Source organism: Thalassobaculum sp. (assembly GCF_040219615.1).
Classification (GTDB): domain Bacteria; phylum Pseudomonadota; class Alphaproteobacteria; order Thalassobaculales; family Thalassobaculaceae; genus Thalassobaculum_A.
Genome location: NZ_JAVJSE010000031.1, coordinates 66,507 through 81,896 on the forward strand (window position 1 = coordinate 66,507; position 15,390 = coordinate 81,896).

Genomic DNA, 15,390 nt, shown 5'->3' on the forward strand with positions numbered 1-15,390 from the left:
GGCTCCCTCTCTCCTGTCGTCATTCCGGACGGACGCGCCGCCCCGGCGCGGTCGATCCGGAACCCACGGTGCGACGGGCGCTCCGGCTTGCGCGCCATCACAGCGCCTCCAGCCGGACCGGCGCCGGGGCGTCCGAGGTCTCCATCTGCAGCCGGCGCAGCAGGTTCGCCGCCGCCGCCAGCCGGTATTCCGCGGTGGCCCGCTGGTCGGCGATCGGCTGGAAGTCGCGGGCCACCGCCGCCTCGATCCCGGCGAGGCTGGCCGCCGTCCACGGCCGGCCGACCAGCGCCGCCTCGACATGGCGGGCCCGGGCCGTGGTCGCCGCCATGCCGCCGTAGAACGCCCGCAGGCCGGTCAGCACCCCGTCCTCGACCCTCAACCGGAAGGCGGCGACGACCGCCGAGATGTCCTGGTCGAAGCGCTTTGACAGCTTGTAGGCGACGAAGCGCTGCCCGTCGGCGAGGCGAGGAATGCGGATCGCCGCGATCGCCTCGCCCGGCCGCAGGACGGTCCTGCGGTAGCCGGTGACGAAGCCGTCGGCCGCCACCGTCCGCCGGCCCTCGGCCGAGACCAGTTCGACGGTCGCCTCCAGCGCCATCAGGCAGGGCGGGGTGTCGCCGATCGGCGAGGCGTTGGCGAGGTTGCCGGCGATCGTCCCGAGATTGCGGATCTGCCGCGAGCCGATGCGCCGGACCAGTGCCGCGAAGGACGGGAACAATGCGTCGAGATGCGGCAGGGCCGCGCTGTAGGTCACCGCGCCGCCCAGAACCAGGGCGTCGCCGGCCGCCTCGATCCGCCGCAACTCCGGCACCCGGGCGGTCGAGATCACCGTTTTCGGCCGGGCGCGCCGCTTGATGACGGCGATGCCGAGGTCGGTGCCGCCGCCCAGCAGCCAGGCGTCCGGGTGGGCCGACAGCGCTGCCGTCAGTCCGTCCAGGCTGTCGGGCGCCAGGAACCTCTGCGGTCCGTCGCCGAAGGCGCTGCCGGGCGCCGGCGGATCGCCGGCCGGGAACGCGGCACTGCCGGCGATGCTGCGGCAGGCCTCGACGATCGGCCGGTAGCCGGTGCAGCGGCACAGGTTGCCGGCGAGCGCCTCGTGGATGAGGGCCTCGTCGGCCGGTTCGCCGCCCTGGCCGTAGGCGAACATCGCCATGGCGAAGCCGGGGGTGCAGAAGCCGCATTGCGTGGCGTCGGATTCGGCGAGCGCGGTCTGCACCGGGTGCAGCGACCCGTCGCTGCCGGACAGCCCCTCGACGGTCAGCACCGAGTGTCCGTCGAGCTGCGGCAGCAGCATCAGGCAGGCGTTGACGGCCTGCCATCCATCGCCCGGCAGCGCCACCGCGATCGTGCAGGCGCCGCAGTCGCCCTCGGCGCAGCCTTCCTTGGTGCCGGTCAGGTGCCGCGCCTCGCGCAGCCAGTCGAGCACCGTCGTGGTCGGCGTGCCACCCGTCGCCGCCACCTCGCGTCCGTTCAACCGGAACCATACCGACCCGCTCGTCATGGGCAAAGCTTACACGGGTGCCGTGCGGGCGCCATATGCCCGCCGCTACGCCGCAGCACTCCCCGACGAGCGGAACGCCCAGCGGGTCATCCGGCGCTCGACCAGCGCGAACAGGCCGTACATGGCGATACCCTCGACCGCCAGCGCCATCAGCCCGGCGAATACCAGCGGCATCTGGAAGTTGGCGCCGGCCTGCGCCATCAGGAAGCCGATGCCGGCGTTGGCGGCGATCGTCTCGGACACCACCGAGCCGACGAAGGCGAGCGTGATCGCCACCTTCAGCGAGGCGAACAGGTAGGGCGTGGTGCGCGGAATGCCGACCTTCAGCATGATGTCGAGCTTGCGCGCTCCGAGCGCCCGCAGCACGTCCTCCAGCTCCGGCTCCATGGTGGCGAGGCCGGTGGCGACGTTCACCACGATCGGGAAGAACGAGATCAGGAAGGCGGTCAGGATCGCCGGCACCTCGCCGATGCCGAACCAGATCACCAGCACCGGCACCACCGCCACCTTGGGGATGGTGTTGAAGCCGACCAGCACCGGGTAGATGCCGCGGTAGATCGTGCGCGACCAGCCGACCACCAGGCCGAGCGCGATGCCGAAGGCGACCGCCAGGCCGAAGCCGGCCATGGTGGTCCAGAGCGTCACCAGCGAGTGCCGCAGCACCGGCCGCCAGTACTGCACCAGCGCGCCGAACACCTCGGAGGGGGCCGGCAGGATGAACGGGTCGACCTGCAGTATCCGGCAGGTCGCCTCCCAGACCGCGAACAGCAGGATCGTGAACCACACCGGGGCGAGGCGCTCGAGGGTGGCGGTCATGGCAGGCTTCCACTTTGGAGCGGCGGGTGGGTTCCGGCTCCGTTCCGCCGTCGGCGGCCCGGTCCGGAATGACGGCGAAGGGGGAAGAGGCGCGACGGCGCCATCCCCCTTCCGACGTCATTCCGGACGGCCGCGCCGCCCTCGGCGCGGCGGATCCGGAACCCACGAAGCGACGGGCATGCCCCGCTCATGCCGCCCGCACCTCGGCGATGCGGCCGCGCAGCTCGTGCACCAGCTCGACGAAGGCCGGCTCGAAGCAGACCTCCAGGTCGCGAGGGCGCGGCAGCTCGACCCGGCGGGTGGTGACGATGCGGCCGGGCCGGGCGCTCATCACGTGGATGGTGTCGGCCAGGAAGGCGGCCTCGCGCAGGTCGTGGGTCACCAGGATCACCGTGAAGCCGATGCGCTCCCAGAGATCCCTGAGCACGCACCACAGCTCCTCGCGGGTGAAGGCATCGAGGGCGGCGAACGGCTCGTCCAGCATCAGCAGCGCCGGCTCGTGGATCAGCGCCCGGCACAGCGAGGCGCGCTGCTGCATGCCGCCCGACAGCTCCCACGGGAAGCGGTCGCCGAAGCCGGCCAGGCCGACGGTCGCCAGCAGCTGCTCGGCGCGCTCCCGGTATTCGCGGCGGTTGGCGCGGAACCGGCGGCGGTGCGGCTCGACGATCTCCAGCGGCAGCAGCACGTTGTCGATGACCTTGCGCCACGGCAGCAGGTTGGGGTTCTGGAACGCCATGCCGGCGATCTTGACAGGCCCGGCGACCGGGGCGCCGTCGACCGAGACCATTCCCGCGGTCGGCCGCACCAGGCCGGTGACCAGCTTCATCAGGGTGGACTTGCCGCAGCCCGACGGGCCGACCACGGCGGTGAACTCGCCGCGGCCGACCGCCAGGGTCGTCCCGCTGAGCGCCGTCACGTCGCCGCTGGCGCCGCGGTAGGTCAGGGTGACGTCGTCGAGGGCGACGAAGGGGGTCACCGGCGGTTCTCCACGCCCGTCGCTGCTTGGGTCCCGGGTCCGTTCCGCCTGTGGCGGCCCGGCCCAGGATGACGACCCAATGTTGACGTCATCCCGGACGACCCGCGCGAGCGGGGCGAGCCGGGACCCACTCGCCGCTCCCTCGCTGTCACTTCGCGAGCATCCGCTCGCCCGCCGGCGGCAGGTACTCGCTGGTGAACACGTCCTCGGCCTTGGGCCGCGCCTTGAAGTCGTAGGTCACCGCGATCTGGTCGATCGAGGCGGCCAGCCGCGCCGGGTCGACGCCGCCGAAGCCGTTGGCCAGCACCCAGGGCGTGGCGATGTTGTCCTTGAGCGCCATCTTCAGCCGCGCCAGCTCGATCGCCCGGTCGGCGGTCTCGTTGCGCTTCATGACCGAGTCGATGGCGGTCTCCGGGTCCTTCACGGTGTCCTGCACACCCTTGATGGTGGCGCGCACGAACTTGGCGACCACCTCCGGGTTGGCGGCCGCGAAGTCCGGGTTCACCATGACGGCGTTGCCGTACAGCACCAGGCCGTAGTCGGCCATCAGCATGACCTTGATGTCCGCCGGCTCGACACCCTTGAGCTGCAGGTTGAAGTAGGACGAGAACGAGAAGCCGGTGATCGCGTCGACCTGGCCGGAGGCCAGCATAGGCTCGCGCACCGGGAAGCCGACATTCTCGATCGTCACCTTCGAGGCGTCGATGCCGTTCTCCTTCACGAACGCCTTCCACTGGGCGTAGGCGCCGTCCGGCGCCGGGGCGCCGAGGATGCGGCCCTCCAGGTCCTTCGGCTTGGTGATGCCGGTCTTGGCGGTGGTGACGATCGCGAAGGGCGGGCGGTCGTAGACCATCAGCACCGCCTTCACCGCCTTGTCGGGGTTCTGGTCGCGGAACTTCACCAGCGAATTGATGTCGAAGAAGCCGAGCGGATAGGTGCCGGCGGCCACCCGGCCGATGCCGGCGACCGAGCCCGGGCCGGTGTCGACGGTGACGTCCAGGCCCTCGGCCTTGTAGTAGCCCTTGTCGATGGCGACGAAGTAGGGCGCCGACGGGCCCTCGAACTTCCAGTCGAGCGCGAACTTCACCGCGGTCTCGGCGACTGCCGTCCCGCCCGAGGCCAGCGTCATGACCCCCAGTGTGACCACGGCGGTGAGCGCCGCGCCGATCCGAATTCCACGCATGTCCCTGATCCCTCCTGTCGCCCCGCTTGCGCCGATGTCGTCCGGTCGGGCCCGCCCGGATCCGCAAGCGCCGTGCCAGCGGCCGGACCCGCGGCCCGCCTGGACCGATTTCCCGGCGACGCCCACGGCGCGGGCAGAACCCGGCTCCCGCTGCCCAATCATACGCCAGGAAGCGCCCGGGGCGGCAATGGCCGAAGGCAGACCCGCTTGATCACGGGGCCGTCGGCGGGCGAGGCTGGAGCCGCCGTGGCCGCCCGCTGCCCCGGCGCATCCGAACCCTGACCGAGGCAGCATGACCGTGTACGGGGGCCGCGCGTGATCAGCCGCCGCGCCGTGTGGGCGCTGGCCGTCGCCGAGACCATCGTATGGGCCGGCACCCTGTACCTGTTCCCCGCCCTGCTGCTGCACTGGGAGGCCGATCTCGGCTGGTCGAAGACCACCCTGGCCGGCGCCTTCACCCTGTCGGTGCTGATCTCGGCGGCGGCGGCGCCGCTGGCCGGCCGGCTGATCGACGCCGGCCACGGCGTCAGGCTGCTGACCTGGGGCACGGTGGCGGCGGCCGCGATCGTCGGTGCGCTCGCCCTGGTGAACGAGGTCTGGCAGTTCTATGCCCTCTGGGCGGTGCTGGGCGTCGCCGCCGCGGCCTGCCTGTACGAGCCGTGCTCGGCCTTCCTGGTGCGCACCCAGGGCGCCGACGCCCGGCGGGTTCTGACCATGATCACCCTGGTCACCGGCTTCGCCAGCGCGCTGGCATTCGCCGGCGGCAACGCGGTCGCCGGGCTGTGGGGCTGGCGGGTCGCAGTGCTGGCGTTCGCCGGCCTGATGCTGGCGGTCGCGGCGCCGCTGTTCCTGTTCGGGGGGCGTGCCGCCGACCGCGAATCCGCGGCGGTGCGGAGCGGGCCGGGATTGGCCGGTTCGGGTGCCCTGCACGCGGCCCTCAGGCGGCCGGCATTCTGGCTGCTGGCCACGGCGTTCCCGATGATCGCGCTCAGCCATGGCATCTTGATTACCCATCTGCTGCCGATGCTGGCCGAGCGCGGGGTCGACCACGGCGTGGCGGTGCTGGCGGCCTCCGGCATCGGGCCGATGCAGGTGGTCGGCCGGCTGCTGATGATGTCGGTGGAGCGCCGGGTCTCGATGAACGCGGTCTGCGGCCTGTCCTTCGCGCTGATGGCGGCGGCGGTCGTGGCGCTGATCCTGGCCGGGGCCTCGCCGCCGCTGCTGGCCGCCTTCGTGGTGCTTCAGGGGGCCGGTTACGGCGTTATCGCCATCGCCCGGCCGGTGGTGTCGGCCACGGTTCTCGGCCGCGACGGTTTCGGCGCGATCTCCGGCGCGCTCGCCCTGCCGTTCATCACCGCCAGCGCGGCGGCGCCGACCCTGGCCGCGGTGGTCTGGTCGGCCGGCGGCTACGACACGGTTCGCGCCGGCCTGCTGGTCCTGCTCGCGGTGGCCGCCGTCAGCTTCGCCCTCGCGATCGCCTCCAGCCGGCGACGGTAGTCGTTCCGGCCGGCCGAATTGCCGGGGGCGGTGGTCCTCCGCTAGCCTCACCGCCATCGAGGACGACCTCCGGCAAGCGGGGCACGCGCATGGGAGCGGAACAGGGGTCGCGCATCGCCGCGACGGTGACCGACTGGTTGGGCCGGTTCGAGGCGGCGCTGGCCTCCGGCGATCCGGGCCGGCTGGCGCCGCTGTTCCTGGACGACGCGCACTGGCGCGACGTGCTGGCGCTGACCTGGCGGATCGCGACGGTGAGCGGCGGCGAGGCGGTCGCCGGCGACCTGGCGCGGCTGGGACGCGAGCGCCGGCTGCGTGGCCTGACGATCCATCCCGACCGCTGCCCGCCGCGCATCGTCGCCCGTGCCGGGGTCGAGGTCGTCGAGGCGATGATCGGCTTCGAGACCGACGTCGGGCGCGGCAGCGGCATCGTGCGGTTCCGGCTGGACCGGGGGCTCGACACGCCGCGGGCCTGGACCCTGTTGACCGCCCTCGACGAACTGCGCGGCCACGAGGAGGCGACGGTCCGGGCCGCCCGCGAGGGGCCGGTGTTCGAGCGCGACATGCACGGGCCGAACTGGCTGGACCGGCGGCAGGCGGCACGGGCCTACGCCGACCGCGACCCGGCGGTGCTGATCGTCGGCGGCGGGCATGCCGGCCTCACCATCGCCGCCCGGCTCGGCCAGCTCGGCGTCGACGCCCTGGTGGTCGACCGCATGGCGCGGGTCGGCGACAACTGGCGGCTGCGCTATCACGGGCTGAAGCTGCACAACCAGAAGCACAGCAACCACCTGCCCTACCTGCCGTTCCCGGAGACCTTCCCGACCTACATCCCGAAGGACATGGTCGCCAACTGGCTGGAACTCTATGTCGAGGCCCTGGAGATCAACTTCTGGACCGGGACGGCCTTCGAGGGCGGCACCTACGACGACGAGGCCGGCTGCTGGACCGCCCGGCTGCGGCTGGCCGACGGCGGCGAGCGGGTGATGCGGCCGCGCCACATCGTGATGGCGACCAGCGTCAGCGGCACCCCCAGCCTGCCGGAGATCCCGACCCTGGAGCGCTTCGGCGGCGCGGTCGTGCATTCCAGCGGCTTCGGCAGCGGCGCCGACTGGCGCGACCGCGACGTGCTGGTGTTCGGCACCGGCACCAGCGCCCACGACATCGCCCAGGACCTGCACGGCAGCGGCGCCCGGGTGACCATGATCCAGCGCAGCCCGACCCTGGTGGTGAACATCGAGCCGAGCGCCCAGCTCTACGACGGGGTCTATCTCGGCGACGGGCCGTCGCTCGACGACCGCGACCTGATCAACGCCTCGATGCCGCTGGCGCTGATGAAGGTCGCCCACAGGCTGCTGACCGACGAGGTGCGGGAGATCGACAGGCCGCTGCTCGACGGCCTGGAGAAGGCCGGGTTCCGGTTGTCGTTCGGCGAGGGCGGCACCGGCTGGCCGCTGCTGTACCGGACCCGCGGCGGCGGCTACTACTTCAACGTCGGCTGCTCCGACCTGATCGCGGCCGGCAGGATCCCGGTGGTGCAGTACGCCGACATCGAGGGCTTCGAGGGCGGCGGCACGCGCCTCGCCGACGGCCGCCTGCTGCAGGCCGACCTCGTGGTGCTGGCGACCGGCTACAAGGGCCAGGACCACATGGTCCGGACCCTGTTCGGCGATACGGTCGCCGAGCGCGCCGGCCCGGTCTGGGGCTTCGATGAGGAGATCCAGGAGCTGCGCAACATGTGGACCCGCACCGGCCATCCCGGCCTGTGGTTCACCGCCGGCGCCTTCTCGCAGTGCCGCAACTACTCGAAATACCTGGCGTTGGCGATCAAGGCCGAGGAGCTGGGGCTGGTGTGACCGAGGTGGCGCCCGCCGCATCCGGTGCGGCGGGCGCTCCCGGGGTGGTCAGTGCCGGGCGTAGACTTTGTCGCCGTCGGGGCTGCCGAACAGCACCACCGAGTAGGGCTCGCCGGTCCGCATGTCCATGCCCGGCGCGTCGGCCGGCATGCCCGGAACCGACAGGCCCAGCGCCCGGGGCTTCTCGCCGAGCAGGCGGCGGATGTCCGCCGCCGGGACGTGCCCCTCGACCACGTAGCCGCCGACCTTGGCGGTGTGGCAGGAGGCGAGCCGGTCCGGAACGCCGGCCATGGTCTTCATCGGTTGCACGTCGTCGACGTCGTGTACCGTCACCGCGAAGCCGGCCGCCCGCAGGTGCTCGACCCAGCCCTTGCAGCAGCCGCAGGTGGGTGACTTCCAGACTTCGACCTCCTGCTCCGCCTCGGCGGGTCTGGCGGTCAGCACCGGAGCCGCGAACGCCACGGCGGCGAGGGCGATGATGCCGGCTGCCGCCGGGAACAGTGCCTTCCTGATACGCATCGCTACCTCCAGCCGTTCCCGCCCGCGCCTCACATCATGCCCATCGGGCCGGCGAACAACGCGTCCGCCTTGCCGCGCTGCTCGTCCGTCAGGGCATCGTAGAGCGGTCGCGCCGCCATCTCGACCGCCTTCAGCGCCTCGGCGCGGGCCGCCAGCATGCCGGCCATGCCTTCGATGCGGTCCGGCCAGGGCTTGGCGGCCGGCTGCATCCGCTCGGCCATGCGCTGGTGCATGGACCGCATGGCCTCGGCGTTCCGGCGCAGGGCGGCGGCGAGGGCGTCCCAGGCCGGCTGCTGCGCCTCGGTAATGCCGATCTCGGCCTTCAGGAAGGCGATGCGGCCCTCGACGTGCTCGAACGGCATGCCCATGCCGCCGCGCATCATCCCCATCATCGGCATGCCGCCGGGTCCGCCGTGCATCTGCTGCATCATGCCGGGGCCCATGGCGCCGCCCATCATCCCCATCATGCCCCCTCGGTCCATCCCGATCCCCGCGCCCATGCCGGGTGCCGGCGCCGCCGGGTGGTGCGCCTGGGTGTTCTGCTGCGGGGTCTGGGCCTGCGCCACGCTGGCCGCGGCCAGGAGTGCGAGGGCGGGAAGCGTCGCGCGAAGGAAGCTTGTCATGGCTGTCTCCATTGGGCACGTCGCGCCGGTCGGCGGGCGGCCCGGTTCGCAATCTGCAGGTCGAAGCGATACGGCGGGCCGCAGCCGGCCCGGAGTCATCAGGCCCGCGGTCTCGGCGGGCGCAAGCCCGGCGCGGGTTCGGCTCCGTCGAGCCGGTCGACGAGCGTCGAACGGTGGGGCGCGATGCCCGGGCCGTCGGGTACGGTCGCGATGCGGGGCGGCAGGCCGCCATGCACCGAGAGGCACCGCGGGTCGGCACAGCAATGCCGGTCGGTGCCGAGATCCCGGGCACAGTCGCTGTCTTCGGCGGCCGTGGCATCGGCGCTGCGGCCTGCCTCGCAGGCAACCGGGTCGTCGGCCGCCGAGCACGGCGCCGGTGTCTCGGACCTGTGGGGATCGGCATGGCCGACGGCCGGGGCACCGACGAGGGCCGACAGAACCAGAAGGCCTGCCAGTACCCCTCGTATCGACCTGCCGCAGCGCTGCATCGAATCCGTCCCGTATGTCCAACCTCAGGTGGCCGCTCGCCGACGCTCCTGCAACCCTGCACCGTAACGCCGCCGCCACCTTTGACGCAGATCAAGGGGCGGGCCGGTCAGCTCCCCCGATAGGTCGTGTAGCCCCAGGGCGTGGCCAGCAGCGGCACGTGGTAGTGGCCCTCGGGCTCGCCGACCGCGAAGCGGATCGGCACCACGTCCAGGAACGGCGGGTCGGCCAGCGCCACCCCGAGGCCGGCGAAGTAGTCGCCGAGGCCGAAGCGCAGCTCGTAGCGGGCGATCGGCACCGGGCGGCCCGAGATCAACGGCGCGTCGGTGCGGCCGTCGGCGTTGGTGACGCCGCGGGCCACCGGGCGCCGCTCCTCGCCCCACAGCTCGAACAGTTCGATCTCGACCCCGGCCGCGGGACGGCCGCGATGGGTGTCCAGTACATGGGTCGACAGCCGGCCGGCCAGCGGCAGGCGGTCGGCGGCGGTCACCTTCTGGTCGATCCGCAGGGCGCCGATCCGCAGCACCTCCTCCAGCGCGGCCGCCAGTTCCTGCTCGGGCGTGTGGGCCAGCCGCCGCTCGAAGCTGCGCAGGATCGACTCCTTGCCGTGCCGGCGCACGCAGACGATGAACGGGAAGCCGAACTTCGCCGGGTAGGCGGCGTTCAGTTCGTGGAAGCGGTCGTATTCGGCCTCGGTCAGCCGGTCGAGCCCGGCGCCGGCCTGCTCGGCCTTCGACTCGTCGGTCATGGCGCCGGCCCGCGCCGCCTTGCCGGCCAGGTCAGGGTGGCCACGCAGCAGGGCCAGCCTGCGCTCCGCCGGCGCGTCGCGGACCGCCGCCGACATCGCCGCGTGGAGAAACGCCAGCGACCCGTAGGGGCGCCCGGGCAGCACCGCCTCGGCCACCCAGGGGGCGTTCTCGAACACCCCGCCCAGCGCCGCCACGAAGCCGGCGTCGTCGAGGCGGTTGAGGGCGTCGAGGGCGATGCGGTCGGTCATCTGGCGGCTCCGACTGCCCTTCGCGGCCGCGCGATGCGCGGCACCTCAGGGCGACAGGGGAAGAAGAGCGACCGCCGACCCTGCCCTATCCCTATCGCCCTGAGGTGCCCCGCGAAAGCGGGGCCGCGAAGGGCCGGGTCGGGATCTGCGGCCATCGTCGTCACTCTCTCGGCGCCCCGGCCGCCAGCCAGGCGGCCAGCACGGCGCGCTCGCCGGGCTCCATGCCGGTGACGTTGCCGGGCGGCATCGCCGACGAGCGCACGGCGTTCAGGCCGATCATCGCGGCGTGGGCGTGGATGCGCTCGGGCGTGTCCAGCTTGACGCCCTTCGGGGCGGCCGCGATGCCGTCCCAGGCGGCGTAGTCGCCGTGGCACATGCTGCAGCGGGAGATCACGATCTCCTCGACCGCGGCGAACGCCGGGGCAGGCGTCACCGTCGCACCCAGCAGCTTCTCGCGCGGTCCGGCCGCGGACAGCCAGCCGATCACGGCGAGGCCGAGCGCCGCCACCCCCCAGGTCCACCACGGGCTGGCCCGGCCGGCATGACGCTCGTTGAAGAAGTGCCGGATCACCGGGCCGAGCGCCAGCAGGATGGCGACGATCACCCAGTTGTATTTCGTGGCGAACAGCAGCGGGTAGTGGTTGCTGACCATCAGCAGCACGACCGGCAGGGTGAGGTAGTTGTTGTGCAGCGAGCGCTGCTTGGCCTGGGCGCCGAGGGCGGGGTCCGGGGTCTCGCCGGCCAGCAGCGCGGCGACCGTCCTCTTCTGGTTCGGGATGATCACCACGAACACGTTGGCGACCATGATCGAGCCGATCAGCGCGCCGACCTGGATGAAGGCGCCGCGGCCGCTGAAGATCTCGGTGAACCCCCAGGTCGCGGCCACCAGGAACACGTAGCCGGCCAGCGACAGCAGCGTGGTATTGCGCCCGAAATCGGAGCGGCAGGCCCACTCGTACAGCAGCCAGCCGGCGAGCAGCCCCGCCAGGCTGCAGAACACCGCCTGGAACGGCGTGAACCGCTCGACCGCCGGGTCGATCAGGAACAGCTCGGCGCCCAGGTAGTAGACCAGCGCCATGAGGGCGAAGCCGCTGAGCCAGGTGGTGTAGGCCTCCCACTTGAACCAGGTCAGCTCGTCCGGCATCCGGGCCGGCGCCACCAGGTATTTCACGAGGTTGTAGAAGCCGCCGCCGTGGACCTGCCAGGCCTCGCCCTGGACGCCGTCCGGCAGGTCGTCGCGCTTCCGCAGGCTGAGGTCGAGGGCGATGAAGTAGAACGAGCTGCCGATCCAGGCGATGCCGGCGACGACGTGCAGCCAGCGCAGGATCATCTCCACCCAAGCGACGAGCACCGCGTCCATCCTGCCGTTCCCGCCCTGATTCCCGATGGTCTGACAGCCGACCCGCAACGCTACACGGCGTTCCGAACCGCCAGCAAGCTTCGCGGATGCGAAGCGGCGCGTCATAATCGCCGTGGAACCGAAGGGGACTGCCATGTCAGACGAGACCTTCCTGCGCTGCGCCATCGAGCTGAGCCGCGGCAACGCCGTCAGCGCCGAGGGCGGCCCGTTCGGCGCGGTGGTGGTGCGCGACGGCGTCATCCTCGGCGAGGGCGTCAACCGGGTGACCGCCGACCACGACCCGACCGCCCATGCCGAGATGGTGGCGATCCGCCGGGCCTGTGCCCATCTCGGCAGCCACGACCTGTCGGGGGCGGTGGTCTACACCAGTTGCGAGCCCTGCCCGATGTGCCTGACCGCGATCCTGTGGGCCCGCATCGACCGCATGGTCTACGCCAACACCCGGGCGGACGCCGCCGAGATCGGCTTCGACGACCAGTGGTTCTACGAGCAGGTGGCGCTGCCGATCGACGGCCGGGCGCTGCCGGCGAGCAACTTGCTGCGCGACGAGGCGCGGGCGGTGTTCCGGCAGTGGGCCGACAACCCGGACAAGAACCCGTACTGAGCCGCGATCGCCGATTGCGGCTGCGCTCCTGGCCCGAATGACATAAGAACCGCGTCCATGGGATGGTCGAAGGACGGATCCGGCGGCAAGCGCGGCTACCACCACGGTAACCTGCGCGAGGCGCTGATCGAGGCGGCCCTGTCGCTGATCGCCGAGAAGGGGCCGTCGGGCTTCAGCTTCGCCGACGCCGCGCGCTCGGCCGGGGTCAGTTCGGCCGCGCCCTACCGGCACTTCCGCGACCGCGAGGCGCTGATCGCCGACGTCGCCCGGCGCGGCTTCGAGCTGTTCGAGCAGCGCCTCGACAAGGCCTGGAACGACGGCCGGCCCGACACCTTCACGGCGTTCGAGAACACCGGCCGCGCCTACCTGCAGTTCGCCCGCGAGGAGCCGGCCCACTACTCGGCGATGTTCGAGGCCGGGGTCGACCTGGACGCCGATCCGGAACTGCGCAAGGCCGCCGACGCCGCCTTCGCGGTGATCCGCAAGGCCGCCGAGGCGCTGTGCGCCCTGGCGCCCGCCGGCGCCCGGCCGCCGGCGATGATGGTCGCCCTGCATCTCTGGTCGATGGCGCACGGCATCGCCTCGCTGTTCGGCCGCGGCGACGCCGGCCGCCGCAAGCTGCCGATGGCGCCGGAGGAACTGCTGGAGGCGGCGGTACTGGTGTACCTGCAGGGCCTCGGGCTGCACGCCCCGAAGCGATAGCTGGCCGCCGGTCGGATTCTCGGCGGCGATTTTTCGACCGGGGCGGCTTGAACGGCGCGACGGCATCGCCCATGTGAATGTTACTAACATTTACATGGTGTGTGCAGCATGGGCATCGTGGAAAAGCTCGACGACATCGGAAAGCCGGCATGGATCGGCCTGATGGTGCTCGGTTTCATCGCGTTCTGGCCGATCGGCCTGGCGGTTCTGGCTTATCTTTTCTGGAGTGGTCGCATGGGATGTTGGAAGCGCAGCCGTGGCCAGTGGTGGCACGGCGAGAAGCGGTCGAGCGCGGGTGGCGGCACCGGCAACAGTGCGTTCGACGAGTACCGGGCCGAGACCCTCAAGCGTCTCGAGGACGAGCAGAAGGAGTTCGTCGACTTCCTGGAGCGCCTGCGGAAGGCGAAGGACAAGGCGGAGTTCGACCAGTTCATGGCCGAGCAGCGCGGCCGTCCGTCCGACCGTTCCGCCCCGGAGGCGGCCGGCGCCTGACCCCAACCACCGGGGCGACCCGAAGATCCCCGCCGCCTGCCGGTCAGACGGAAGGCGGCGGGCCCCCGGCGTCGGGAGCCCCGCCGCCGGGGGCCTCGTCCTCCGGCATCAGGCTGGCGTGTTCCAGCGGTAAGGTCAGCACGATGAACCCCAGCGTTCCGGCGTCGCGCGTTCCGATCGGCGCCTCCGCGCGCAGCCAGACCGGGTAGCGCATCGTCTCGCCGCCGGCATAGCGCAGCTCGCCGACGAACAGCCGGGGCTTGCCGCACAGTCGGCGATAGTGCTCGAGGACGATGCCGCTGGTCGGCTCCTGCAGTTCGGAGACCCAGCGATCCTGCATCCGCATGTTGGCCTCGGCGGCGATCAGGTTGCCGTAGATCCGGTAGCGGAAGTCGGTCCCGCCGCGGCCGACCTCGAGCTTGTGGATGTGCCCGAGGTAGCGGGCCAGCCGGTCGATCGGCGTGCCCTGCGGCACCATGCCGTCGACCGCAACGGCCCGGAACCATTCCCTGAAATCGAGCTGCTCGAGGCTCCAGCGATCGTCCGCCTTGTACTCGACGATGCGGCCTCCGGGGCTGCCCGCCGCGTGCGACGGGCTCTCCGGATCGATGTCGTCGAGGTATCGGCTCGGCACGTCGCGACCCCGCCCGCTCCCCAGTGAGGGAGCAAACTATATCAGATACCGGTAGGGCGACCCACCTGGGCACGGCAGCGGCGGCAGGTTCCGCTCATTCGTGCCGGGTCGGCGGCCGTTTTGTGTCAGCATCGCGACGGTCCGGGGATCGGTGGGGTCGCCGGCGGCCTTTCGGGGAACGGCGATGCGTCTGGACGATCAGGTCACGGTCACCTGCACCGACAACGACAAGGAGATGCGCGGCACCGTGGTGCGGCTGCAGGGCGATCGGGCCGAGGTGTCGGTCGGCGAGCTGCTGATCACGCTCCGGCGCAGCAAGCCGGGGCTATGGGTCGGGAATCGGGCCGGGATGGAGTTCGTGGTCCGGGCCAGATGATCGCTGGCGCGCTTGGCAACCAGAGTGACGGCACACTAGGATTCTACCCGGGCAGGGCGACAGGGACACCACGGATGTCATCAGGCACGGCCGGACCGCTCGGCGGGGAACGGCTGTCCGATCTGCTGGTCACCCCGACATGCCGGGACTTCGTCCAGGCCTGGCTGCGGTGGCGCGGCGATGCGACGGTCCCGCGGCGCGGGCAGATCGCCCTGTCCGACATCGCCCGGCATCTGCACTGGCTGAGCGTGCTGGAGGTGAGATCGGCGGAGGAGATGATCTTCCGGCTGGTCGGCACGGCGATCAATGCCAGCCGCGGCCGGGAACTGACCGGCACCAGCCTCAAGGACCTGTCGCGGCCGGAGGACTGGCCGCGCCGATCGCTGATCAACCTGGCTCTGGCCGGCCGGCCGTGCGGCCTGTATTTCCGGGTGCTGTTCGAGTACAGCGTCGGCGGCCCGGTCTTCTCGGAATATGTCTGCCTGCCGGTGTTCGCCGACGAGGAGGGGGCCCCGCCGCAGCTGTTCACGATCCGCCAGCCGGTCGAGAACGTGGCGCTGAAGCTGCCGCAGCTCGATCCGGCCTACAACCGGGTCGGCGACGACAACCGGTTCGTGGACCTCGGTGCCGGCGTGCCGGACAGCGACATGCTGCCGGTCCCGTTGCCGCCGCTGGTGCTGTAGCCGCGCAGCGGTCGTGGGGCAGCGCCCGGGGCAGCGAACGCCGCTGGCGCGCCGCCGCAGGTCGGATCACACTGGCGCCGACGGGTAT

General features: G+C 71.8%; 16 protein-coding genes. 7 read left to right on the forward strand and 9 right to left on the reverse strand.

Annotation, left to right across the window (positions count from 1 at the left end; genetic code table 11):
* Nucleotides 1-97: 97 nt before the first annotated feature.
* The 4 genes from xdhA to RIC31_RS16785 all read right to left on the reverse strand — a co-directional run bounded on the left by xdhA (nt 98) and on the right by RIC31_RS16785 (nt 4,476).
* The gene (gene xdhA / locus RIC31_RS16770; RefSeq protein WP_350110146.1) at nt 98-1,474 is read right to left on the reverse strand and encodes a xanthine dehydrogenase small subunit; all 1,377 of its coding nucleotides are present in this window, start codon (nt 1,472-1,474) and stop codon (nt 98-100) included.
* A 72-nt stretch (nt 1,475-1,546) separates the two neighbouring features.
* Nucleotides 1,547-2,317 (reverse strand): ABC transporter permease, encoded by a 771-nt coding sequence (locus RIC31_RS16775; RefSeq protein WP_350110149.1) that lies wholly within the window; start codon nt 2,315-2,317, stop codon nt 1,547-1,549.
* A 187-nt stretch (nt 2,318-2,504) separates the two neighbouring features.
* Nucleotides 2,505-3,293 (reverse strand): ABC transporter ATP-binding protein, encoded by a 789-nt coding sequence (locus RIC31_RS16780; protein ID WP_350110151.1) that lies wholly within the window; start codon nt 3,291-3,293, stop codon nt 2,505-2,507.
* A gap of 148 nt (nt 3,294-3,441) precedes the next feature.
* Nucleotides 3,442-4,476 carry an ABC transporter substrate-binding protein gene (locus RIC31_RS16785; RefSeq protein WP_350110154.1) on the reverse strand — a complete coding sequence of 345 codons (1,035 nt, stop codon included), beginning with the start codon at nt 4,474-4,476 and terminating at the stop codon, nt 3,442-3,444.
* Between the two features lie 315 nt (nt 4,477-4,791).
* Between RIC31_RS16785 and RIC31_RS16790 the strand changes: the two genes are divergently transcribed.
* The gene (locus tag RIC31_RS16790; RefSeq protein ID WP_350110157.1) at nt 4,792-5,973 is read left to right on the forward strand and encodes an MFS transporter; all 1,182 of its coding nucleotides are present in this window, start codon (nt 4,792-4,794) and stop codon (nt 5,971-5,973) included.
* Nucleotides 5,974-6,062: 89 nt separating this feature from the next.
* Nucleotides 6,063-7,826, forward strand: a complete 1,764-nt coding sequence (locus tag RIC31_RS16795) for a flavin-containing monooxygenase (RefSeq protein WP_350110160.1) — start codon at nt 6,063-6,065, stop codon at nt 7,824-7,826.
* 48 nt (nt 7,827-7,874) lie between these two features.
* Here the strand turns inward: RIC31_RS16795 and RIC31_RS16800 are convergent, their stop codons facing one another.
* From RIC31_RS16800 to RIC31_RS16815, 4 genes are all read right to left on the reverse strand, one after another.
* Nucleotides 7,875-8,345 carry a DUF411 domain-containing protein gene (locus tag RIC31_RS16800; protein ID WP_350110163.1) on the reverse strand — a complete coding sequence of 157 codons (471 nt, stop codon included), beginning with the start codon at nt 8,343-8,345 and terminating at the stop codon, nt 7,875-7,877.
* Between the two features lie 29 nt (nt 8,346-8,374).
* Nucleotides 8,375-8,968: a Spy/CpxP family protein refolding chaperone gene (locus RIC31_RS16805; protein WP_350110166.1), complete on the reverse strand. Its 594-nt coding sequence runs from the start codon at nt 8,966-8,968 to the stop codon at nt 8,375-8,377.
* Between the two features lie 595 nt (nt 8,969-9,563).
* Nucleotides 9,564-10,451: a 2-oxo-4-hydroxy-4-carboxy-5-ureidoimidazoline decarboxylase gene (gene uraD / locus RIC31_RS16810; protein ID WP_350110169.1), complete on the reverse strand. Its 888-nt coding sequence runs from the start codon at nt 10,449-10,451 to the stop codon at nt 9,564-9,566.
* A 160-nt stretch (nt 10,452-10,611) separates the two neighbouring features.
* The gene (locus RIC31_RS16815; RefSeq protein WP_350110172.1) at nt 10,612-11,811 is read right to left on the reverse strand and encodes a urate hydroxylase PuuD; all 1,200 of its coding nucleotides are present in this window, start codon (nt 11,809-11,811) and stop codon (nt 10,612-10,614) included.
* 133 nt (nt 11,812-11,944) lie between these two features.
* On the opposite strand from RIC31_RS16815, the gene RIC31_RS16820 reads away from it, so the two are divergent.
* The 3 genes from RIC31_RS16820 to RIC31_RS16830 all read left to right on the forward strand — a co-directional run bounded on the left by RIC31_RS16820 (nt 11,945) and on the right by RIC31_RS16830 (nt 13,609).
* Nucleotides 11,945-12,415, forward strand: a complete 471-nt coding sequence (locus RIC31_RS16820; protein WP_350110175.1) for a nucleoside deaminase — start codon at nt 11,945-11,947, stop codon at nt 12,413-12,415.
* A 57-nt stretch (nt 12,416-12,472) separates the two neighbouring features.
* Nucleotides 12,473-13,117 (forward strand): TetR/AcrR family transcriptional regulator, encoded by a 645-nt coding sequence (locus tag RIC31_RS16825; RefSeq protein ID WP_350110178.1) that lies wholly within the window; start codon nt 12,473-12,475, stop codon nt 13,115-13,117.
* Between the two features lie 108 nt (nt 13,118-13,225).
* Nucleotides 13,226-13,609, forward strand: coding sequence for a DUF2852 domain-containing protein (locus RIC31_RS16830; RefSeq protein WP_350110182.1), 384 nt, complete (start codon nt 13,226-13,228; stop codon nt 13,607-13,609).
* A 43-nt stretch (nt 13,610-13,652) separates the two neighbouring features.
* On the opposite strand, the gene RIC31_RS16835 is transcribed toward RIC31_RS16830, so the two are convergent.
* Complete coding sequence (locus tag RIC31_RS16835) at nt 13,653-14,243, reverse strand: hypothetical protein (RefSeq protein WP_350110184.1); 591 nt, start codon at nt 14,241-14,243, stop codon at nt 13,653-13,655.
* 184 nt (nt 14,244-14,427) lie between these two features.
* Here RIC31_RS16835 and RIC31_RS16840 point away from each other — a divergent pair, with 184 nt between their 5' ends.
* Entirely contained in the window at nt 14,428-14,619 is a 192-nt protein-coding gene (locus RIC31_RS16840; RefSeq protein WP_350110187.1) for a hypothetical protein, read from the forward strand.
* A 74-nt stretch (nt 14,620-14,693) separates the two neighbouring features.
* Nucleotides 14,694-15,302 carry a PAS domain-containing protein gene (locus tag RIC31_RS16845; protein ID WP_350110189.1) on the forward strand — a complete coding sequence of 203 codons (609 nt, stop codon included), beginning with the start codon at nt 14,694-14,696 and terminating at the stop codon, nt 15,300-15,302.
* The last annotated feature ends 88 nt before the right edge of the window (nt 15,303-15,390 follow it).